Here is a 21,931-nt window from a genome sequence, read left to right as displayed (position 1 = left end):
ACAGTTTCAACGAATAATAGACGGGCAGCTGACACACACGTGAGCCGCCCGTCTTTGATTTCTGCTGTTCTTTGCTTTTGTATATCTACATATCAATGAAAAACAGCAAATTATAGATATCGACTAATGCGGCGACTATCACAAGCATTATGGTTTCACCTCATGGCATGACGAGGTAATATTGGCCCTCGCCAGTTTGTCACCTTCAGGGATGACAAACATTTTTTGAAGTTTCCCCGAACTCTGCGCAGACAAATTGCCTGATGAATAAAACAAGACAGTATGAGTTGATTCGTTGGCTGAAACAACAAAGCGCCCCCGCGCAACGTTGGCTCCGCCTGTCCATGTTACTTGGCCTCCTCAGTGGGTTATTGATTATCGCTCAAGCTTGGCTGTTGGCGACCTTGCTGCAATCTTTGATTATTGACAAAATCCCCCGCGCGGCATTGATGACTGATTTTGGATTACTGGCGGGGACTTTCGCCGTCCGGGCGGTGATCAGCTGGTTACGTGAGCGGGTGGGCTTCATCTGTGGTATGAAAGTGCGCCAGCAGATTCGCAAAATGGTGCTAGACCGGCTAGAACAACTTGGTCCTGCCTGGGTAAAAGGCAAACCTGCGGGAAGTTGGGCGACAATTATTCTGGAACAAATTGAAGATATGCAGGATTACTATTCTCGCTATCTGCCGCAGATGTATTTAGCTGTCTTTATTCCCGTGCTGATCCTCATTGCGGTCTTCCCTATCAACTGGGCCGCAGGCTTAATCTTATTTGTTACCGCACCACTGATTCCCTTGTTCATGGCGCTGGTCGGGATGGGTGCTGCTGATGCCAACCGGCGCAACTTTGTGGCACTGGCTCGTTTAAGTGGTAACTTCCTCGACCGCCTGCGTGGTTTGGATACTTTGCGGCTATTTAACCGCGCCAAAGCAGAAACGGATCAAATTCGCGAATCCTCAGAGGATTTCCGCCGGCGTACCATGGAGGTGCTGCGAATGGCCTTCCTCTCCTCCGCGGTATTGGAGTTTTTCGCCGCTATATCCATTGCCGTTGTGGCCGTCTACTTTGGTTTTTCCTACTTAGGGGAGTTGAATTTCGGCAGTTATGGCCTTGGCGTCACACTGTTTGCTGGTTTTCTGGTTTTGATTCTGGCACCAGAATTCTTCCAGCCACTGCGAGATTTAGGAACGTTTTACCATGCCAAAGCACAAGCTGTGGGTGCCGCTGAGTCCTTAGTGACATTTTTAAGCAGTGAAAGTGAAGCAATTGGCCAAGGCGATAAAATACTGGACGGCGCAGGTGCTATCAAACTAGAAGCCAACGAGCTGGAAATTTTATCCCCTACGGGTATTCGTTTAGCCGGGCCACTGACGTTCTCCCTATCGGCAGGCAAAAGAGTCGCCATCGTCGGCCTAAGTGGTGCTGGCAAAAGCTCATTACTTAACTTGCTGCTCGGTTTTTTACCTTACCGTGGCTCATTAAAAGTCAATAACATGGAATTGCGGGAATTGGATCCGCAAACTTGGCGTAAACAGTTAAGTTGGGTTGGCCAAAATCCGACCTTACCAGAGCAAACGCTGGGGGCCAACATAGTGTTAAGCCAACCCGATGCTGATAACCGCCAGCTACAACTGGCGATTAAGCGCGCCTATATTGATGAATTCCTTACTGACTTGCCGCAAGGGCTGGATACTGAAGTCGGTGACCATTCGGCGCGCCTTTCTGTTGGGCAAGCCCAGCGGATTGCGGTTGCCAGAGCATTGCTGAATCCGTGTCGGCTCTTACTGCTAGACGAACCCACTGCCAGTTTGGATGCCCATAGCGAACAGTTGGTAATGAAAGCGCTAGAAGAAGCCTCCCGTAAGCAGACCACATTACTGGTTACTCATCAGTTGGAAGATACTCTGGGGTATGACCAAGTCTGGGTCATGGATAATGGCCTATTAATTCAGCAAGGTGATTACTCCAGTTTAAGTCAATCTGCGGGTTCATTTGCCAATCTGCTGTCTCACCGCAGTGAGGAGCTTTAATCATGCGCGTACTTCTCCCCTTTCTGGCGTTGTATCGCCGTCATTGGTTCTTGATTTGTCTGGGTATTGTGTTAGCAATTATCACGCTACTCGCCAGTATCGGGCTACTGACTTTATCGGGCTGGTTCTTGGCCGGCACCGCCATTGCTGGGCCTGCAGGATTATATACTTTTAACTATCTGCTACCTGCGGCAGGTGTCCGAGGTGCGGCGATTACCCGAACCGCGGGCCGCTACGCCGAGCGAGTCGTCAGTCATGACGCAACATTTCGAGTATTGGCGCATCTGCGCGTTTTTGCGTTCCAGAAAATCTTGCCACTCTCCCCTGCGGGTATTGCCCGTTTTCGCCAAAGCGAGTTGCTGAACCGCCTAGTTGCCGATGTTGACACACTCGACCATCTCTATCTGCGGGTAATATCACCGTTGGTGGCTGCCATTGTTATTATTGCGGCAGTGACTTTTGGCCTGAGCTATCTGGATGTCAATTTAGCGTTGACGTTGGGGGCCATCCTACTCGGGTTGTTATTGCTCGTACCGCTGATTTTCTACCGTGCTGGTCAGCCTATTGGCCGCGATTTGACCGATTTACGCGGTCTGTACCGTTCACAGTTGACCTCATGGTTACAAGGCCAGGCCGAGTTGCTGGTATTTGGTGCATTACAACGTTTCCGAGCTTCACTGGAAGAGATTGAACTGCGCTGGATGGCTCGCCAAAAACAGCAAGCTTCTCTGGCAGGTTTGGCGCAAGCGCTAATGATTCTCGCTTCGGGTCTGACGGTAACATTGATTTTATGGCTAGCCGCCGCAGGGATTGGTGGCGATAATCAGCCTGGCGCGTTACTGGCCCTATTTGTTTTCACCTCGTTAGCGGCATTTGAAGCCCTATTACCGGTAGCGGGCGCTTTCCAGCACTTAGGGCAGGTTATTGCGTCTGCAACCCGAGTTGGGCAATTGATGGAACAAAAGCCCGAAGTGACATTCCCCGTTAACGGTCCGGCATTAACTTCACCAGTGGCGCTAGAAGTGACAGGGCTGAGTTTTACTTATCCGCAGCAGCCATTACCTGTTTTGCAGAATATATCGCTGTCACTGGCCGCAGGGGAGCATATCGCGCTATTAGGCCGTACCGGTTGCGGAAAATCCACATTATTGCAGTTATTAACCCGAGCTTGGGATGCCAATGAGGGCATAATCACGCTGAATGGGAAACATTTAGCTAGCTATGATGAAGCTACTCTGCGCCAAATGATGACCGTGGTCAGCCAACGGGTGCACATTTTTAGCAGTACATTACGAGAAAACCTGTTACTCGCCTGCCCTACAGCATCAGATACACAACTAAAATCTGTCTTGGAACAAGTCGGTTTAGCCAATTTACTGGATAACAGCGAAGGGCTGAATGCCTGGATGGGGGACGGTGGCCGTCCATTATCTGGCGGTGAACAACGCCGTTTAGGCATTGCTCGCGCGTTACTGCATCCAGCGCCACTGCTCCTTCTAGATGAACCGACAGAAGGGTTAGATGCAGAAACCGAACAGCAAATCCTGATGTTATTGCGTCAACATTGTCAGCATAAGAGCCTGATTGTTGTCACGCACCGCTTGTATGGGCTGGAATATATGGATCGGATCTGCGTAATGGATGGCGGGAAAATAGTTGAGCAAGGCACTCACCAAAGCTTGTTACAAAACAAGGGGCGCTACTACCAATTCCATCAACGGCATTAATGTAAAGATGGGGAGTGAGTCAAGTGACTGGGACTTGAACAATCGCTACATTATCCCATAGAGCTGAGCTTAAGGGTTCGGCCTGTTAATCTTTATGTACTTAGTTCTGTTGAGATATTCATCCGAGTGAATATCGTTACGGCGAGGATGCCCGGATGGGCCTGCCAGTGCCACCAAGAGGATTTATGCGCATTACACAGTTATCATCTCAGTCATTTGCGTTCCCCTCGCCTACGCTGGCTCTGCGTGAACCAAACGGGTTACTGGCGCTAGGTGGGGATTTATCCCCACCTCGTTTGCTGGCCGCTTATCAGCGAGGGATTTTCCCTTGGTTTAGCCCCGGGGAGATGATTTTATGGTGGTCACCAGATCCCAGAGCCGTATTGTATCCAGAAGATTTGCATATCAGCCGGAGCATGCGCCGTTTTTTACGTCGTTGCCCTTATCAATTTACTCTCAACCATGCTTTTGAAGATGTCATCAGCGCCTGTGCCTCTCAACGTGATGAGGGAACCTGGATTGGCGATGACGTACAACAGGCTTATTACCAGCTACATACCCTGGGCCATGCCCATTCCGTAGAAGTTTGGTTGGAAAATGAACTGGTTGGTGGTTTGTATGGTATTTCAGTAGGCTCACTCTTTTGTGGTGAATCTATGTTTAGCCGGGCGGATAATGCCTCAAAAAGCGCTTTAATGGTTTTTTGTCATCATTTTACTCGTCATGGTGGAGAACTGATTGACTGTCAGGTCCTCAACGCTCACACTGCGTCGCTGGGTGCGATTGAGATCTCACGCAACTTTTTTTTGCAGCAGTTGAGTCAACTCCAGTTTAGTCCACTACCGGCTGAATGCTGGTTACCGCAATCGTTGAATTTTTCATCCGCGATGCAGTAAAGCTCAACCACTGAAAAGAACCCCACATTAGGCTTTATCCCCCTCTTACCGGCAGACTAATTTTGCTGAAATGGTGCGATGACCGCCAACACTTCTTTACATAATGTGGGTTTTTCGGCATTATCTTGCCGGTTAAAAACTAAGGTAGTTACACCTAGAGGATTCGATGGCCAAAGAAGACAATATTGAAATGCAGGGCACCGTTCTTGATACGCTGCCGAACACCATGTTCCGCGTTGAATTGGAAAACGGGCACGTGGTAACCGCTCATATCTCCGGTAAAATGCGTAAAAACTATATCCGCATCCTGACGGGTGACAAAGTCACTGTAGAGCTGACCCCGTACGACCTGAGCAAAGGCCGCATTGTCTTCCGTAGCCGTTAATCGGCTAATCTGTCGCCGGTTTATGACTGGCGAGCTCTGAGGATGTAGTCCCCCTCCGGCGCCCTTCCTAGTTTATGGCAAGGGCGTTTTGCGTTTTCTTTTATTTGTCGATTTAGTGCAATTTATGCACCGCACAAATAAAAGTAAAATGTGCAAAGAAATAAAAAGGGCGATAGCTAAATTAGCTTATCGCCCTTTATTTTGCTTTTAATATGAAGCTGCGCCACTAATATCAGCCCGTTGACTTAGTGAACTGCACCTTCCGTTTTGCGTTTTTGGGCGCTCTGAAACTCATACGCCAACTGTTGTTTTTCTTTATCCAGCCCAACAGTGACTGAGCCACCATCAACCAGAGAACCAAACAACAACTCGTTTGCCAGTGGTTTCTTCAGGTTTTCCTGAATCACTCGCGCCATTGGCCGCGCACCCATCGCCTTGTCGTAGCCTTTATCAGATAACCAATCACGTGCTTCTTCACTGACTTCCAGTGACACGCCTTTAGCATCTAATTGTGCCTGCAACTCAACGATAAATTTATCAACCACTTGCTGGATAACCGCCGGTGACAAGTGGTTGAACCAAATGATGTTATCTAACCGGTTACGGAATTCCGGCGTAAACACTTTTTTGATCTCTTCCAGCGCGTCAGTGCTGTTATCTTGCTGTTTAAAGCCAATGGAGGTGCGCTGTGTTTCGCGAACGCCAGCATTGGTGGTCATCACCAAGATAACGTTACGGAAATCGGCTTTACGGCCATTGTTATCTGTCAGCGTGCCATTATCCATCACCTGCAATAATAGGTTAAACACATCGGGGTGCGCTTTCTCAATTTCATCCAGCAACAAAACGGCATGAGGATGTTTGATAACCGCATCAGTCAACAGACCACCTTGGTCATAGCCAACATAGCCCGGAGGCGCACCAATCAGGCGGCTAACCGTGTGGCGCTCCATATATTCCGACATATCAAAGCGCAGCAGTTCGATATCCAGTGCTTTGGCCAATTGCACGGTCACTTCTGTCTTACCCACCCCGGTAGGGCCAGCAAACAGGAAAGATCCAACCGGTTTATGCTCATGACCCAAGCCCGCACGGCTCATTTTAATCGCCTCGGACAGCGCCTCAATGGCCTTATCCTGGCCGAACACCAGCATATTCAGGCGGTCGCTCAGGTTTTTCAGCACATCACGGTCACTGGCCGATACTGTTTTCTCCGGAATGCGGGCGATACGGGCGACCACGGATTCGATATCCGAGACATTGACCGTTTTCTTACGTTTGTTCACTGGCATCAAACGACTACGGGCACCCGCTTCATCAATCACATCAATGGCTTTATCTGGCAGATGGCGGTCATTGATATACTTAACTGACAACTCCACCGCCGCACGTATCGCTTTCGCGGTATAACGCACATCATGGTGCGCTTCATATTTCGGTTTCAAGCCGTTGATAATCTGTACAGTTTCTTCCGGCGTTGGCTCAGTAATATCAATTTTCTGGAAGCGCCGGGCCAATGCGCGGTCTTTTTCAAAGATATTGCTGAATTCCTGATAAGTCGTGGAGCCTATAACCCGAATTTTGCCACTGGAAAGCAGCGGTTTAATCAGGTTCGCCGCATCCACTTGCCCACCAGAGGCAGCGCCCGCACCGATAATAGTATGAATTTCATCGATAAACAGGATGCTATCTTTGTCATTTTCCAACTGTTTCAGCAGCGCTTTGAAGCGTTTTTCAAAATCACCACGATATTTGGTACCGGCCAACAGCGACCCGATATCCAATGAATATAAGGTGCATTCTGACATCACCTCAGGAACGTCGCCCTGCACAATACGCCAAGCCAGGCCTTCCGCAATAGCGGTTTTACCGACGCCAGATTCCCCCACCAGCAGCGGGTTATTCTTACGGCGACGGCACAACACTTGAATGGTACGCTCCAGCTCTTTGTCGCGACCAATAAGCGGGTCAATGCCGCCAACGCGGGCCAGTTGATTCAGATTGGTGGTGAAGTTTTCCATACGGTCTTCCCCTCCTGCCTGTTCTTCATTCACCGGATTTTCTGCATTCGGTGCCTGACCCGGTTCGTCCTTACGGGCGCCGTGGGAAATAAAGTTCACTACATCCAGACGGCTGACATCATGCTTACGCAGCAGATAGGCCGCCTGGGATTCTTGTTCACTGAAGATGGCGACCAACACGTTGGCCCCAGAAACTTCATTACGCCCTGATGATTGCACATGGAAGACCGCGCGTTGTAGCACGCGTTGGAAACTGAGCGTCGGCTGTGTGTCGCGCTCTTCTTCACTGGCAGGTAAGGTTGGTGTGGTTTGTTCGATAAACGCTTCCAGCTCCTGGCGCAATGCCACCAGATCAACCGTACACGCTTCCAGCGCTTCCCGCGCGGCTGGATTGCTCAGCAATGCCAGCAACAGGTGCTCCACGGTCATAAACTCATGTCTGTGCTCACGCGCTCTGGCGAAAGCCATATTGAGACTGAGTTCGAGTTCTTGATTGAGCATAGGCACCTCCCAATAATTGCCTTAATCAGGTTTTTTCCAGCGTACAAAGCAACGGATGCTCGTTCTCCCTGGCGTATTGATTTACATGTGCGACTTTAGTCTCTGCCACTTCGGCAGTAAAAACACCGCAAATCGCCTTTCCTTGGTAATGCACATTGAGCATCAGTTGTGTTGCACGTTCAATATCATAAGAAAAGAACTTTTGCAGAACGTCAATCACAAATTCCATCGGTGTGTAATCGTCGTTGTTAAGTATAACTTTATACATAGACGGCGGTTTAAGCGCCTCGATTTGTTTATCTTTAACTAAATGTTCAAAATTCAGCCAGTCGTTGTTCTTACCCATTGCTCGCCCATCGTTTCACTGAACCACACAGGAGCAATACCTCACTCCGGTTATAAGACCATTTCATTCAGATATCTATTATTATTTTAACATCACTTATGCCATAACGCCGCCAGAGAAAAAAGCCGCTGTATTTAGCTTAATAACGGTTAAATTGTATCCAAATAAATACAATAGCGTTAGCTACATCAAACTTTGAAGAACTGCCCCGCTCTGACAAAAGCTGTCCCCTTGACGTTAAGGCCATTTCCACTAGAGTGTATTTTCGTGAGCTGTTGGAGTTTTAACCAATTCGCGCTCACTTTAACCAGTGATTACCTCATCTCGAACTAAAATAGCCTTGCGAGGAACGTAGAAGTATGGAGACGGGTACTGTTAAATGGTTCAACAATGCCAAAGGTTTTGGCTTTATTTGCCCTGAGAGCGGCGGCGAAGATATATTCGCTCACTATTCAACTATCCAGATGGATGGCTACCGAACGTTAAAAGCGGGTCAAATGGTTAACTTTGATGTCCATCAGGGCCCCAAAGGGAACCATGCCAGCCTGATTGTTCCACTCGGATTAGATGGGGTACTGCAAGACGCCGTACCTCAGGAACTCGCTGCATTGGCCTAGCGCCACGCCCTTATCTGCCGAGATTTCTCGGGTTTACCATCACCTAAACACTCTGGTGCCAAAGGTATTTCCACGGCGGATTGCGGCAGCCTACATCGGTGACCATCCAAAACATCTGTTCAAAATGCCAGCCAACCAATAATGACTGGCATTTTTATTTCTCAAGTACCTATTATGCGGCTAGCGCCGCCAGGGTCAACCGCCAATATTTGTTAGCGACTTATTCACGCGCTAACGCATCAATAGGATTGAGCCGCGCCGCGCTGCGGGCGGGCAAATAGCCAAATACCACCCCGATTACCGTTGAACACAAAAACGCACTGAACAATGCCATGGGCGGGAACGCAATTTGCCAATTGGGTAAAAACATTTCGACTATCAATCCAATAGCAAAAGATAGCGTGATACCAAGAGCGCCACCAACCAAACACACCAGAATAGCTTCAATTAAAAATTGCTGCATAACATCGCTCGACCGCGCGCCTACCGCCATGCGAATGCCTATCTCTCGGGTACGTTCGGTGACCGATACCAACATGATATTCATCACGCCAATACCACCGACCACCAGCGAAATAACCGCCACCAGAGTGAGGAACAACTGCATTGTACGCGTGGTCTTCTCGGCAGTTTGCAGCAAACTGTCCATGTTATAGGTGAAGATATCTTTCTTGCCATGGCGCATGGTTAACAACCTGACCAACTGTTGCTCCGCTTCTTTACTGCTGTAGCCCTCTTTGATTCGCACGGTGATCGAATCGAAGTAAGAGCGCCCCATCAAGCGGTTTGCCATGGTGCTATAAGGCACCCATACCCGTAGCGCTTTACTGCTACCAAACATGGATTGCTTTTCTTCCACCACACCCACGACTGTCGCCGGCATATTGCCAATCAACATCACTTGCCCTACGACATCTTTGATGTGTGGAAACAGGCGGCGCTGCGTATTGCGGTCGATAACCACCACTTGGGATTGGCGCGCCACCTGCTCACTGGTGATGGCCGTTCCTTGTTCAAGTTTCATACCAAACACCCGAAAATATTGCTCACTCACCCCGGAGACACTGGCCGCGACATCAATATTGCCATACCGCAACCGCATACTGCCGGCGATAGTCGGAGACACCGCACTCACGTAAGACTGTGCTTTCAGCGCAGTCATATCGTCATACACTAATGCCTGCCGGGTACTGGGGTCATCATCACCAAAATCTTTACCCGGGTAGACATCAATGGTGTTAGTGCCAATCGCCCGAATATCCGCCAACACCAACTGTTTAGCCGCGTCCCCAACCACCAAAATGGAAACCACCGAGGCAATCCCAATAATGATACCCAACATCGTGAGCGCGGTGCGCATTTTATTGGCCGACATTGCGCGCCAGGCCATCAACAAAGCTTCCCGAAAACGCCCTGCCAGTTGCTGCCATGATGGGGCTGGCGGTGTCAGGCTAATCGCATCAGAGTCCACGCTGCTTGGCCCGGCTTTCGAACCGGAGTCGGCCATAATACGGCCATCTTTGATTTCAATAATCCGCTCAGCTTGAGCGGCAACAGTGGGGTCGTGGGTCACAATAATGACTGTGTGCCCCTGCTGCTGGAGCTGTTTCAGGATGGCCATCACCTCGACGCTGGAATGGCTATCCAGTGCGCCGGTGGGTTCGTCAGCCAAAATGACCTGCCCGCCATTCATCAATGCACGGGCAATACTGACGCGCTGTTGTTGCCCGCCAGATAGCTGATTAGGCTGATAACTAACACGCTCCCCCAACCCCAGTCGGGTCAACAGCATGTTAGCGCGCTCACGGCGCTCATTTTTACCCAAACCAGCATACACCGCCGGAACCTCAACATTATGAGCCGCACTAAGGTGTGGTAGCAGGTGATAGCGCTGAAAAATAAACCCAAAATGCTCTCGGCGCAATGCGGCCAGTGCATCATTATCCAGCGCGGCGACATCTTGGCCCGCGACTCGATAAACACCCGCGCTCGGCTTATCCAAGCAACCGAGGATGTTCATCAGTGTTGATTTTCCCGACCCCGAGGCACCAATGATCGCCACAAGCTCGCCAGCATTAATGCTGAGTGAGACATCCTGCAAGACATCAACCGTTTCTTCGCCGGACTGATAGCTACGACGGATGCCTTTTAATTCAAGCAATGCCGCCATTATGCTTCCTCCGCGCCACCGCGACTAACGATGACTTCCTCACCAACATTCAAGCCAGAAACAATCTGCGCATCAACATTATTACGGATGCCAATCGTCACTTCGCGTTTTTCTTCTTTGCCGTTTTTCAGCACCGCAACTTGATAGCGGTGAGTTCCCAGCTCCTCGCCTAATGCCGATAATGGGATAACCATCGCCTGAGGAACATTAGCCAACTGAATAGACACTTGCGCAGTCATTTGCAGGCGCAATAGCCGGTCAGGGTTCGGTACTTCAAAACGCGCAGAATAGAAAATCGCGTCATTGACTTTTTCCGGGGTTGGCTGGATGTCTTTTAATACACCATCAAAGTGCTTTCCGGGGTCTCCCAATACAGTAAACGAGGCTTTCATGCCCGGCTTTAAGTGAATCACGTCGGCTTCAGAAACCTGTGCATTCACCAGCATGGTGCTCATATCGGCCAGTGTCAAAATGTTAGGCGCTTGCTGCGCAGCAATCACGGTTTGCCCTTGTAAGGTCGTGATTTGCACCACATCTCCGGCCATCGGGGCGGAAATTTTGGTGTAACCCAAATTAATGTTAGCGGTATCCAAACTGGCTTTGGCTTTATTTATTTGCGCGTTAATTGTTTCAACTTGCGCTTTTTTCACCGCCAATGCCGTGCTCGCCTGATCCAAGTCTTGGCGCGATACAGCTTGTAATTTCGCCAAGTCTTGCTGACGGCGCAAAGTGACTGCCGCCAATTGCAGCTCAGCTTTCGCCTGCCCCAACTGCGCATTTAAATCCTGTAATGTCGCTTCCACTTCTTTAATTTGGTTCTGTGCCTGTTGCGGGTCGATCATGGCCAACAATTGCCCTTGCTTAACCTGATCACCAATTTCCACGTACAGTTTCTTCAACTGCCCGCTGACCTGAGCGCCCACATCAACTTTGCGTACCGCATCGAGTTTACCGGTTGCCAATACGTTCTGTTGCAGATCACGGTGAGCAACTTTTACCGTCTGAAATTGAACCGGTGTTGGCGTCATAAGGTGCCTTATCACGAAAAAACCGCCGATAATCAAGACGGCAATTGCGATAAGCCACCGGCGCTGACTTCTACTGAACTGCATCAAATCAATTACCTTCCTTAAATTGTAAATTTATCAACCCGCTGAAAATAACACCGGTCATACGTATTTAACTAAACAACATATAAACACCGGCCAGACCACAGGCGAAATCTAAGATGCATTGAGAGTCTGTTTAGTTCCCATTTGTTTCAATGGCACTGGAAACACATTAATATAACGGACTTAATCATGCATAACATTAATAACCCAGTATTAATCCCTAATAATATTAACCGTTGGGGGTTAATTGCATTGCTGTTCAAAGGTCATCAAGCGCTGGGCGGCTCATGGCAAGAATCCCAATTTCGGCTTAAATTTCTCGCCCGAGCTTTAATTAGCCCAAAACTAACCTTTAACTTACTGGGTATATTGGTGAAGCAACCGTTTCTCAATAGCATACTGCGCGCACAACCGGATTTACCCTGTAAACTACACCGGCCTTATTTGGCTAACACACTAAATAATCGGCAAAAACTGGCAGTGCTACAGGACCATTTTCAGCTGGAAAACCAGTGTATGCCAGAGTCATTGCGCCGCAATTATTTACATCATTCTCCTTATAAACTCACTGAATTAACAGGCAAGAATGAGGAAAAGTATTCTCTTTATTTGGGCGTTATTCCAAAACTCAATAAGGAGGGGGAAATTACGCTGATGCTGGCCAATGAGCAACAACATACCTTGGCATTGCTCACCTTTAGCCTGACTTATTATCAAAAACAGAAGACATGGTTTATTGGCGGCTTGCAAGGGGCAGATAATGGCACGCCACACGGTGAAATTCAGGCCTGCACTAAAGCTTGCCATGGGTTATTCCCCAAACGATTAGTGCTGGAAGCTAGCTGTTATCTGGCAGGGCTAATGGGTATCGAACGTATTATTGCCGTGGGTAATTCCACACATATTTATCAGAACTGGCGTTATCGAGCGAAAAAGAAAGATAAATTACACGCCGATTATGACTCTTTCTGGGAGTCACTGGGGGGGAAGCAATGCGCAGAAGGCTATTTTGACTTGCCCGCTCAAATCGCGCGCAAGCCCATTGAAGATATTGCAAGTAAAAAACGCGCTGAATACCGCCGCCGCTATCAATTACTTGAGCAACTTGAAAATGGTTTAGCCGCGCATTTCATCCACGACTAAACATATTCACGCGGAATATTCCTCCCGCTAGTCAGCGCGGCCTCGCGCCAACCAGACTACGCGGGAAAACATTTTTCTCAATAAAGAAGGGACTAATTCAGCTCCCCGCTCCCTGGCATAGTTAGTCACTTCAATAGCTAAGTCTGGTTTAGAGGTACGATGAATGGCTTTTTCAATAACTCGGCGCGGCTGCATTTTGGCATTGGCTGGAATCCCAGAGACCCGATGATATACCTCATCAAAACCTGAGCGATATAAGAAATGCTCCATATCAGGAGCGGGCAAAATGGTCAATCGATCCCGCTCGTGAGAGCCGCCATCATCCGCCATATTACGTACTGTCGCGGCATACTTTTTGCCCGCATCATCACCATCGGTCAAAACATGCCATTGTATCCCCATCCTGTTAGCAAATTTCAGTAACGGGCGCAGGCCGCTTTGGGCAAATTCAATCACTTTTACCCCTTCCGCTTCAAAGTGATAGCCACACTGGCGAGCAAGCTCATTCAGCAACCAAATTTCGGTTTCCCCCTCAACCAGCAGCCAACAGCGGGCAAACAAAGCCGAAGGCCGGTTGAAACGAATATGAAAAGCGATGCGGCGGCTATCTTCCGAGCTCATACCACGCGGGCCAATGCGGTAGGTGGCAACCCTGGACGATTCGCGCACCAATCGGCAAATGCTCTCTACCGGCACTAAGGAAATCAATTCACCGGAATTGGTGGTGGTGATGCGTTGCAGAGGCAGTTGGCTGAGCAACCCCCAAGCGACGGACAACATAATCGGGTGCAAACGGGTTTCTGGGTCTTCCACCAACAGCAATGGGCGGGCATGGGGATCAAGACTCAATGGCCCTTTTGCTTGCAGCAATGTTGAAAACATCCCTAGGAGAATCAATCTCATACTGCGGCTGTTTGGTTCGGCCACCATACGGTTGATGCTATCAAGGGCCAGCCAAGCTTCTCGTTCCGGTTGTGGGCGATAGCGGTGGCTACGCAAATTTGCTGACTGCGAACCCTGCTCGGCAAAATAATGTTCTAATAATTGTCTCATAGCTTCCAAACCCTGGCGTAGTTCGGAATTAGTCAGTTTCTGTGGATTACGGACCAGCTCACGGCTTAATTGATCTAATTGCTGATTCAAGGCCGCTTTATCCGGTTGATTACGGCCCTCAGCAGCAGTGCTACGCAGCCGGCGGATGAAACGCGCATCTCGCAGGCGTAATACTGGATGAATTCGAATAACTCCACGCGCCAGCTTTTCAATATCGTGCAATTCTAGCGGGCAACCCTCCAAATCGAGGAAAGTGCGCCAAGTACAAACAGTACCGTCGTCAGCTAATTCCCCCTCAATTCGGTAATAAATACGATGTAAACCATCGTCATTTTTTATCCATAGTGGCGCTAACTGGCGATAACGCGGTGCGCGCCAATGGCCAACATCTTTCTCACAAAATGTGAATATGATTTGTAAATGGCGTTCTTTAGCGTTCTCATCCCCAGCCGGATAATAAAAATCCTGCGAGGTGAAATGATAAAGTTGAGGTTCGGGGGATAAAAGTAGCGTAAGGGCGTCTAATAAACTGGATTTACCCCAAGCATTCTCACCGATCAGCACTGTATTATCGTCAAGGTTCAATGAAATACGGTTAATACCGCGAAAACCGACTATATCTACACGTTCAAGATACATCTACGCCTCCGGTGCGAATTGATTCATACCGATACTATCAGATTACAAAGTTAACTGATTAACTCAGGTAAAAAAACCTTACAGGTCAAGTACCACGCTCACCGGTGCTGCTTTACTCTTTCCCTGATTTTAGATAGTTTATTGCGCCACAACCCATTATTCATCTGCTAATAATACCCAGAACCATTGGCACGACAGCAAGCCCGCAGGATAAGCCTCTAATGAGACTTATTATCCCGATAAACTTTGATTCGGGTGAGTGAATGCCGCTTGCAACGCCGTGAAGCCAATGAAAAAGGGGATAGGACGGTATAACTCGTGTATTCAGGATTACTGATCATTCTTTTGCCGTTAATTATTGGTTATCTGATCCCACTTAGCCGCAAAACATTAATTCAATCGGTCAACCGCTTATTAAGCTGGATGGTCTACGTTATTTTATTCTTTATGGGTATCAGCCTGGCCTTTCTGGAAAACCTCAGCGCTAACCTGCTGCTTATTTTCCAATATACTGGGGTCTTTTTCCTGTGTATTTTTTGCGCCAACTTACTGGCATTATTTTTGCTGGAACGTAAAACCCCGTGGAAGAATACCCATCGTCAAGAAACTTTACCCTCACGACTGCATATGGCATTGGAATCATTAAAATTATGCGGCGTGGTCATTGTGGGTTTCTTACTGGGATTAAGCCAATGGGAATGGTTGCAGTTTGCGGCTAAAGGCAGTGAACTGGCGCTTATTTTCCTGCTATTTTTAGTCGGGATTCAGCTGCGAAACAGTGGCATGACACTGCGTCAGATTGTCTTGAACCGCCGTGGCGCGATGGTGGCTTTTGTCGTGGCAGTAAGTGCATTGGCGGGCGGTATGCTCGCGGCGATACTCATGGGGTTACCGATTAAAACGGGCTTGGCAATGGCTTCTGGTTTTGGTTGGTATTCATTATCAGGCATTTTACTGACTGATTCATTCGGCCCAGTGATTGGGAGTGCTGCATTCTTCAATGATTTGGCGCGTGAATTAGTGGCCATCATGCTGATTCCGACTCTGGTGCGCAGCAGTCGTTCCACGGCACTGGGGTTGTGCGGCGCGACCTCCATGGATTTCACTTTGCCGGTATTGCAGCGCAGTGGCGGGTTGGAAATGGTGCCAGCGGCTATTGTGCACGGCTTTGTACTCAGCTTGCTCGCCCCGGTGTTGATTGCTTTCTTTTCCTCATAATCTGTTACCCGCGCAGTGAGCGGCTCCGTTCACTGCGCACTCCCCAGCCCTATAGTGAATAAATTCTCATTCGCAGCAAAAGTTGCGCCAAATCAAGACAAGTTAAAGTTGCATTAAAAAAGCCTTTTTAAACCTCTTGCGCACCTCTATGCTTTTAAACACGCATTACAAATGCAACTTTAAAAGGAAAATAATTATGTTCTGTGTGCAATGTGAACAAACCATCCGAACACCTGTCGGCAACGGCTGTTCTTATGCCCAGGGGATGTGCGGGAAAACCGCTGAAACATCTGATTTGCAAGACTTATTAGTAGCCGTATTACAGGGACTTTCAGCTTGGGCATTAACTGCTCGCGAGTTGGGCATTGTGGACCATCAGATTGACAGCTTTGCACCCAGAGCCTTTTTCTCAACTCTGACCAATGTGAACTTTGACTCAGACCGCATCGTCGGTTATGCCAAAGAAGCCATTTCATTGCGCCAATCATTGGCTATTCGCTGCCGTTTGATTGACAGCACCATTGCCGTGGATCACCCGCTGGCCGAGTTACAACTACTGGCTGACGACATCCCTGCCCTGCAACAACAAGCCCAGCAATTTGCACTAAATCGCGACAAAACCGAGGTCGGTGATGATATTCACGGCCTGCGGATGTTGTGTCTATATGGCCTGAAGGGGGCGGCGGCTTATATGGAGCATGCCCATGTCCTCGGCCAGTTTGATGAGCAAATTTATGCGCAATATCATGCCTATATGGCGTGGTTGGGCACTCAGCCCCGGGATGTTGATACCTTACTGAATAACGCCATGGGCATTGGCAAAATGAACTTCAATGTCATGGCGATTTTGGACCGCGGCGAAACTCAAGCCTACGGCGATCCGCAGCCAACCGCCGTCAATGTGCGCCCTGTGGCCGGTAAAGCTATTTTGATTTCGGGCCATGATCTCAAAGACTTGCAAATGCTGCTGGAGCAAACTCAGGGAACCGGGGTCAATATTTATACCCACGGTGAAATGCTCCCCGCGCATGGCTACCCAGAGTTAAAACGCTATCCACATTTGGTCGGTAACTACGGCAGTGGTTGGCAGAATCAACAGACAGAATTTGCCAAGTTCCCCGGCCCTATTTTGATGACATCCAACTGTATTATTGACCCGAATGTGGGCAATTACGGTGAGCGCATTTGGACTCGCAGCATTGTTGGCTGGCCGGGAGTCAATCATCTGGAAGGTGATGATTTTTCATCAGTTATTGAGCAGGCCCTTGGCATGGCGGGGTTCCCCTACAATGAGTTGGAGCACCTGATTACCGTCGGTTTTGGTCGCCAAACCTTACTGAATGCCGCCGATACAGTGATTGATTTGGTCGCCACGAAAAAACTGCGCCATGTATTTTTGGTCGGGGGCTGTGATGGTAGCCGCACAGAACGCAGCTATTTCACCGATTTTGCCCGCAGTGTGCCGCAAGATTGCATCATTATGACCTTAGCTTGTGGTAAATACCGTTTCAATAAGCTGGACTTCGGCACTCTCGAGGGGCTACCGCGCCTACTGGATGTCGGCCAATGTAATGATGCTTACTCCGCGATTATGCTGGCTGTTAAGTTATCTGAAAAATTAGGCTGCACAGTCAATGACCTACCACTCAGCTTGGTGCTGTCGTGGTTTGAACAAAAAGCCATTGTTATTCTCCTGACACTGCTGTCATTGGGGGTGAAAAATATTTATACCGGCCCAACTGCACCGGGGTTCCTGACCGATAATTTGATGGCCATTTTGTATGAGAAATTTGGTATGCAGCCAATTACCACCGTAGAACAAGATATGAACGCGATTTTGGGTCACTAAGCCAATAACAGCCAGCCCGGTTAAGGTATTTTCGCCTCTGACCGGGCTTTTATTCACGGTTTTTGACTGCTTTGTTGCTCATTATCTGATTCGTTGTGAGGCCCCCGATGACCGATTTTATTCCCACTGATTGCCCAACCTCCCTCTGCCCTAACCGCATGCAAGTCCACGCCGTGGTGCAAGAAACCCCGGATGTCTGGAGCCTGTGCTTAATTAATCACGATTTTTACCCTTATCTGCCAGGGCAATATGCATTGGTAAGCATCCGTAACAGTGATGAAACCCTGCGCGCTTATACACTTTCCTCGACCCCCGGCCTCAGCCCCTTTATTCAACTTACTGTGCGCTGCTTAGCCGATGGCCAGGGGTCACCATGGCTGACTCAACAAGTCAACGTGGGGGATTATCTATGGCTATCAGAGGCTCAGGGCGAGTTTACCTGCAGCCATTTTGATGATGATCACTACCTGATGTTAGCAGCGGGCTGCGGTGTCACGCCGGTGATGTCGATGTGCCGCTATTTACTGGCACAACGTCCGCACGCGGATATTCGCGTTATTTATAATGTCCGCTCACCTGCCGATGTCATTTTTGCCGATGAGTGGCACATGCTGTTACAGCGCTATCCACAGCAATTGCAACTGACTTTGATGGCAGAGTCCGGCGCGACAGATGGATTTATTGCCGGGCGGCTTAATGACCAGGTAATGCAGCAGGTGGCTCCGGACATTGCGCACCGCCGGGTGATGAGTTGCGGGCCGGCACCTTATATGGCTTGGGCTGAGCAATATTGTCGCCAACATGGCGTCGCGGCAGACCATTTCCAGAAAGAGCAATTCCGCTCTTCGGCCGATACTATTGATACGAGCAATGAGCTGACGATGACTATCAGCCATCCGCTGCAAAAGGTGAAAGTTCCGGTCGGCACTTCACTGCTGTTTGCCCTGGAACAGCACAAAGTGCCGGTGATGGCCGCTTGCCGCGCCGGTGTTTGTGGCTCTTGTAAGACTCGCATTCTGCACGGCGAATACACCACCACCAGCACCATGACCCTGACGCCCGAAGAGCTGGCCCAAGGTTATGTTCTGGCGTGCAGTTGTCAGCTACAAGGTGATGTCCAGTTGGCCTAAGGCTTCCCCCCGCCCCATAAATGCAGATTGCCAGCATTAATGGGGCAATTATTGTTAAACACGCCATACTTTGACCTCATAGAATAATGATTCGCCATTAATCCTTGAGGGAACAACTATGAAGCAAACCGTGGCAACACTGGTCGCAAAAACGTTGGAACAAGCTGGCGTTAAGCGCATTTGGGGGGTAACCGGGGATTCACTCAATGGCCTGAGTGATAGCTTGCACCGGATGGGCACTATCGAGTGGCTAGGAACTCGCCATGAAGAGGTCGCCGCTTTCGCTGCTGGCGCGGAGGCGCAACTGACCGGGCAACTCGCCGTCTGTGCGGGGTCATGTGGGCCAGGTAACTTGCATCTGATTAATGGTTTGTTTGATTGCCACCGCAACCACGTGCCGGTGCTGGCAATCGCCGCTCATATTCCCTCCAGTGAGATTGGCAGCGGCTATTTTCAAGAGACCCATCCGCAAGAACTGTTTCGTGAATGCAGCCACTACTGTGAGTTGGTTTCAAATCCTGAACAATTACCTCGCGTGTTAGAAATTGCTATGCGCAAAGCCATTCTTAATCGTGGCGTTTCAGTTATTGTGCTACCGGGCGATGTCGCGTTACAGCCCGCCCCCGAAGAGGCTGCTGTAGTGTGGCAAACCCCTAAATTGCCACTGGTTCAGCCCCCGCTGAGTGAACTGAATATATTGGCCGAGACATTGAATAACGCCAAAAATATCACGTTGATGTGTGGCAGTGGCTGCGCAGATGCTCACGATGAAGTGGTAAAACTGGCTGAAATACTGCAAGCCCCGGTGGTGCATGCCCTGCGAGGTAAAGAACATATTGAATGGGACAATCCCTACAGTGTCGGCATGACCGGGCTGATTGGTTTCGCCTCCGGCTATCATGCCATGATCAATGCCGACACCCTGGTATTATTGGGAACGCAATTTCCTTATCGTGCATTTTATCCAACCAAGGCCAATATCATCCAGATTGATATTAACCCCGGTAGCATTGGCGCACACTGCCCGGTCAATATGGCACTGGTCGGTGATATCAAAACCACACTAAATGCACTACTGCCGCAGTTAGCCGCCAAAAATGACAATACCTTCTTGAACAAAGCGCTGGAGCACTATCGCACCACGCGCCAAGACCTCGACGGGCTGGCCACCGCCAATGATAGCCAGCCAATTCATCCGCAATATCTGGCACAGCAAATCAGTCGTCATGCTACCGACGATGCTATTTTTACCTGTGATGTCGGCACCCCCACCGTCTGGGCGGCACGTTATCTGGCAATGAATGGCAAGCGGCGTTTGCTCGGCTCATTTAATCATGGGTCAATGGCCAATGCCATGCCACAAGCTATCGGGGCGCAAGCGACTGATCTGAAAAGACAAGTTGTCGCCTTATGTGGTGATGGCGGCTTCACCATGCTAATGGGCGATTTCCTCACGTTGGCACAACTAAAATTGCCAGTGAAAATCGTGGTGTTTAATAACAGCGTGCTGGGCTTTGTGGCGATGGAAATGAAGGCAGGTGGCTATTTGACAGATGGCACTGACTTACATAATCCGGACTTTGCCGCAATTGCCAATGCCGCGGGCATCAAGGGCATTCGGGTAGAAAAAGCCTCTGAATTGGATGCCGCGCTGGAAAGTGCTTTTGCTCATCCTGGGCCGGTGCTGGTGGATGTCGTCACCGCCAAGCAAGAGCTGTCGATGCCACCCCAAATAAAGTTTGAGCAAGCTAAAGGATTCAGCCTGTACATGCTTAGGGCCATCATTAATGGCCGGGGTGATGAAGTCGTCGAACTGGCGAAAACCAACTGGCTGCGTTGATAGAAAAACGATTTAATCGACACACAACATCTGCAACCTCGCGCCACAGAGACCGGTTTTATATCGGCCTCTGTGGCAGATAATTATTATTTTTCCCCATCCAGTTAACAGTTTTTACATCATAGACAGATAAAAATTAAGCAGGCGCATGGGGCTGTTTTATTTAAATCCTCATTCATAATGTCTGCCGTAAAACTAAAGAAAAATCTAATCTGTGTTGGGGACAAATAAAATGGCAAAAAGCACTATGTCAGATTTCTCACCCTCCGCTGAGTTAATCTGCATACTCAGAGCAAAGTCTTACGGTGAGAAAAGAGAAAGCTACAAAACGGATGATTATATCTCGCTGTTAATTTCGCACTCTTTGACGTCCTTTTTCTCCATGACGCAAAAATCATTTTTGATGCCGGACGATATTCTCTCGCCACAGATCCCCGCGGGCAGCTATGAGTTTTTAATTAGCCGGATAAAATATATTGACGAATTCTTTCAGACTCGAGCCCATGAATTCTCCCACATTTTTATTCTTGGCGCGGGCTTTGACTCCAGAGCCATTAGATTTCAAAATCAGCTAGCACAAAGCCGGGTTTATGAACTCGACCACCCGATATCGCAGAAAGATAAAATATTAAAATTGCAGGAACTTAGCATTCCAAGCCCCTCGAATTTAAGCTATGTCCCCATTGATTTTAATCAACAAAATTTGTTCAGTGTGTTGCAAGAAATCCCCACCCCCCAAGGTGAAAAAAGCCTGTTTATCCTCGAGGGACTGACAATGTATCTCCCTGCCAGCACAGTCGACAATATTTTTTCTGCCATCGATATTTACGCCCCCGCTGGCAGTGAAATTATTTTTGACTACGCCTATTCCGACGCCCTTGCCGGCAAGAACACCTTATATGGTGCCGTAGAAATTATAGAGGGATTAAAAAATATTGGTGAACACTGGATGTCTGGTATTGAAAAAGCGCAGTTACAGACATATCTCAATCAGTACCATATAAACCTACTAGCCGAATTGGACGCCAACATTCTGGAACAGCGTTTTTTTACTAATAACCATGGGAAAATACTCGGCAAGGTGAATAAAGCACTGGCGATTGCACACGGAATTAAATAAAAATCAGAATAAAATCAGCCAATAAATCTTTATTGCGAGATTAATCCGCGCTTTAAAATAAATAATCTTTTATCAGGCTTTTTTGTTTCAATATTCTCGCTATGATGAAGTCACTCTTTTCCAGCGGCGAGAAA

Annotated in this window: 16 protein-coding genes; 11 read left to right on the top strand and 5 right to left on the bottom strand. The window is 48.8% G+C overall.

What is annotated here, in order from left to right; genetic code table 11:
• Positions 1-263 precede the first annotated feature (263 nt).
• The 4 genes from cydD (at position 264) to infA (ending at position 5,038) form a co-directional block, all read left to right on the top strand.
• Positions 264-2,030: a heme ABC transporter permease/ATP-binding protein CydD gene (gene cydD, locus D5F51_RS05940; RefSeq protein ID WP_129195876.1), complete on the top strand. Its 1,767-nt coding sequence runs from the start codon at positions 264-266 to the stop codon at positions 2,028-2,030.
• Between the two features lie 2 nt (positions 2,031-2,032).
• Positions 2,033-3,757: a heme ABC transporter ATP-binding protein/permease CydC gene (gene cydC / locus D5F51_RS05935; RefSeq protein ID WP_129195875.1), complete on the top strand. Its 1,725-nt coding sequence runs from the start codon at positions 2,033-2,035 to the stop codon at positions 3,755-3,757.
• A 185-nt stretch (positions 3,758-3,942) separates the two neighbouring features.
• The gene (aat, locus tag D5F51_RS05930; protein WP_129195874.1) at positions 3,943-4,653 is read left to right on the top strand and encodes a leucyl/phenylalanyl-tRNA--protein transferase; all 711 of its coding nucleotides are present in this window, start codon (positions 3,943-3,945) and stop codon (positions 4,651-4,653) included.
• Positions 4,654-4,819: 166 nt separating this feature from the next.
• Positions 4,820-5,038: a translation initiation factor IF-1 gene (gene infA, locus D5F51_RS05925; RefSeq protein WP_002211347.1), complete on the top strand. Its 219-nt coding sequence runs from the start codon at positions 4,820-4,822 to the stop codon at positions 5,036-5,038.
• A 245-nt stretch (positions 5,039-5,283) separates the two neighbouring features.
• Here the strand turns inward: infA and clpA are convergent, their stop codons facing one another.
• Positions 5,284-7,560, bottom strand: coding sequence for an ATP-dependent Clp protease ATP-binding subunit ClpA (gene clpA / locus D5F51_RS05920; protein ID WP_087768511.1), 2,277 nt, complete (start codon positions 7,558-7,560; stop codon positions 5,284-5,286).
• A gap of 25 nt (positions 7,561-7,585) precedes the next feature.
• Positions 7,586-7,906 (bottom strand): ATP-dependent Clp protease adapter ClpS, encoded by a 321-nt coding sequence (clpS, locus tag D5F51_RS05915; RefSeq protein WP_129195873.1) that lies wholly within the window; start codon positions 7,904-7,906, stop codon positions 7,586-7,588.
• A 359-nt stretch (positions 7,907-8,265) separates the two neighbouring features.
• Between clpS and cspD the strand changes: the two genes are divergently transcribed.
• Positions 8,266-8,523, top strand: a complete 258-nt coding sequence (gene cspD, locus D5F51_RS05910) for a cold shock-like protein CspD (protein ID WP_025378802.1) — start codon at positions 8,266-8,268, stop codon at positions 8,521-8,523.
• A gap of 220 nt (positions 8,524-8,743) precedes the next feature.
• Here cspD and macB read toward each other — a convergent pair whose 3' ends face one another.
• Complete coding sequence (macB, locus tag D5F51_RS05905; RefSeq protein ID WP_129195872.1) at positions 8,744-10,693, bottom strand: macrolide ABC transporter ATP-binding protein/permease MacB; 1,950 nt, start codon at positions 10,691-10,693, stop codon at positions 8,744-8,746.
• Positions 10,693-11,805, bottom strand: coding sequence for a macrolide transporter subunit MacA (gene macA / locus D5F51_RS05900; protein WP_162301698.1), 1,113 nt, complete (start codon positions 11,803-11,805; stop codon positions 10,693-10,695). The genes macB and macA overlap by 1 nt, the downstream gene beginning before the upstream one ends.
• A gap of 189 nt (positions 11,806-11,994) precedes the next feature.
• On the opposite strand from macA, the gene D5F51_RS05895 reads away from it, so the two are divergent.
• Positions 11,995-12,948 (top strand): VirK/YbjX family protein, encoded by a 954-nt coding sequence (locus D5F51_RS05895; RefSeq protein WP_129195870.1) that lies wholly within the window; start codon positions 11,995-11,997, stop codon positions 12,946-12,948.
• Between the two features lie 27 nt (positions 12,949-12,975).
• Here the strand turns inward: D5F51_RS05895 and D5F51_RS05890 are convergent, their stop codons facing one another.
• Complete coding sequence (locus D5F51_RS05890) at positions 12,976-14,640, bottom strand: ATP-dependent endonuclease (protein WP_129195869.1); 1,665 nt, start codon at positions 14,638-14,640, stop codon at positions 12,976-12,978.
• Positions 14,641-14,958: 318 nt separating this feature from the next.
• Here D5F51_RS05890 and D5F51_RS05885 point away from each other — a divergent pair, with 318 nt between their 5' ends.
• The 5 genes from D5F51_RS05885 (at position 14,959) to D5F51_RS05865 (ending at position 21,797) form a co-directional block, all read left to right on the top strand.
• On the top strand, positions 14,959-15,858 hold the full coding sequence (locus D5F51_RS05885; RefSeq protein WP_129195868.1) for a LysO family transporter: 900 nt from the start codon (positions 14,959-14,961) through the stop codon (positions 15,856-15,858).
• Between the two features lie 196 nt (positions 15,859-16,054).
• Complete coding sequence (gene hcp / locus D5F51_RS05880; RefSeq protein ID WP_129195867.1) at positions 16,055-17,707, top strand: hydroxylamine reductase; 1,653 nt, start codon at positions 16,055-16,057, stop codon at positions 17,705-17,707.
• A 107-nt stretch (positions 17,708-17,814) separates the two neighbouring features.
• Positions 17,815-18,837 carry an NADH oxidoreductase gene (gene hcr, locus D5F51_RS05875; protein ID WP_129195866.1) on the top strand — a complete coding sequence of 341 codons (1,023 nt, stop codon included), beginning with the start codon at positions 17,815-17,817 and terminating at the stop codon, positions 18,835-18,837.
• A 118-nt stretch (positions 18,838-18,955) separates the two neighbouring features.
• Positions 18,956-20,677 (top strand): ubiquinone-dependent pyruvate dehydrogenase, encoded by a 1,722-nt coding sequence (gene poxB, locus D5F51_RS05870; RefSeq protein ID WP_129195865.1) that lies wholly within the window; start codon positions 18,956-18,958, stop codon positions 20,675-20,677.
• 232 nt (positions 20,678-20,909) lie between these two features.
• Positions 20,910-21,797, top strand: a complete 888-nt coding sequence (locus tag D5F51_RS05865; protein WP_129195864.1) for a class I SAM-dependent methyltransferase — start codon at positions 20,910-20,912, stop codon at positions 21,795-21,797.
• Positions 21,798-21,931 lie beyond the last annotated feature (134 nt).

Source organism: Yersinia hibernica (genome assembly GCF_004124235.1).
In the GTDB taxonomy this organism is placed as follows: Bacteria; Pseudomonadota; Gammaproteobacteria; order Enterobacterales; family Enterobacteriaceae; genus Yersinia; species Yersinia hibernica.
Note: the sequence above shows the minus strand (reverse complement) of the source record. Positions and strands in the feature narration are given on the sequence as shown.

What these genes read in the sequence shown, in the direction of transcription:
- cydD (WP_129195876.1), top strand. Translation starts at nt 264, where the DNA reads ATGAATAAAACAAGACAGTATGAGTTGATTCGTTGGCTGAAACAACAA.
- cydC (WP_129195875.1), top strand. Translation starts at nt 2,033, where the DNA reads ATGCGCGTACTTCTCCCCTTTCTGGCGTTGTATCGCCGTCATTGGTTC.
- aat (WP_129195874.1), top strand. Translation starts at nt 3,943, where the DNA reads ATGCGCATTACACAGTTATCATCTCAGTCATTTGCGTTCCCCTCGCCT.
- infA (WP_002211347.1), top strand. Translation starts at nt 4,820, where the DNA reads ATGGCCAAAGAAGACAATATTGAAATGCAGGGCACCGTTCTTGATACG.
- clpA (WP_087768511.1), bottom strand. Translation starts at nt 7,560, where the DNA reads ATGCTCAATCAAGAACTCGAACTCAGTCTCAATATGGCTTTCGCCAGA.
- clpS (WP_129195873.1), bottom strand. Translation starts at nt 7,906, where the DNA reads ATGGGTAAGAACAACGACTGGCTGAATTTTGAACATTTAGTTAAAGAT.
- cspD (WP_025378802.1), top strand. Translation starts at nt 8,266, where the DNA reads ATGGAGACGGGTACTGTTAAATGGTTCAACAATGCCAAAGGTTTTGGC.
- macB (WP_129195872.1), bottom strand. Translation starts at nt 10,693, where the DNA reads ATGGCGGCATTGCTTGAATTAAAAGGCATCCGTCGTAGCTATCAGTCC.
- macA (WP_162301698.1), bottom strand. Translation starts at nt 11,805, where the DNA reads ATGCAGTTCAGTAGAAGTCAGCGCCGGTGGCTTATCGCAATTGCCGTC.
- D5F51_RS05895 (WP_129195870.1), top strand. Translation starts at nt 11,995, where the DNA reads ATGCATAACATTAATAACCCAGTATTAATCCCTAATAATATTAACCGT.
- D5F51_RS05890 (WP_129195869.1), bottom strand. Translation starts at nt 14,640, where the DNA reads ATGTATCTTGAACGTGTAGATATAGTCGGTTTTCGCGGTATTAACCGT.
- hcp (WP_129195867.1), top strand. Translation starts at nt 16,055, where the DNA reads ATGTTCTGTGTGCAATGTGAACAAACCATCCGAACACCTGTCGGCAAC.
- hcr (WP_129195866.1), top strand. Translation starts at nt 17,815, where the DNA reads ATGACCGATTTTATTCCCACTGATTGCCCAACCTCCCTCTGCCCTAAC.
- poxB (WP_129195865.1), top strand. Translation starts at nt 18,956, where the DNA reads ATGAAGCAAACCGTGGCAACACTGGTCGCAAAAACGTTGGAACAAGCT.
- D5F51_RS05865 (WP_129195864.1), top strand. Translation starts at nt 20,910, where the DNA reads ATGGCAAAAAGCACTATGTCAGATTTCTCACCCTCCGCTGAGTTAATC.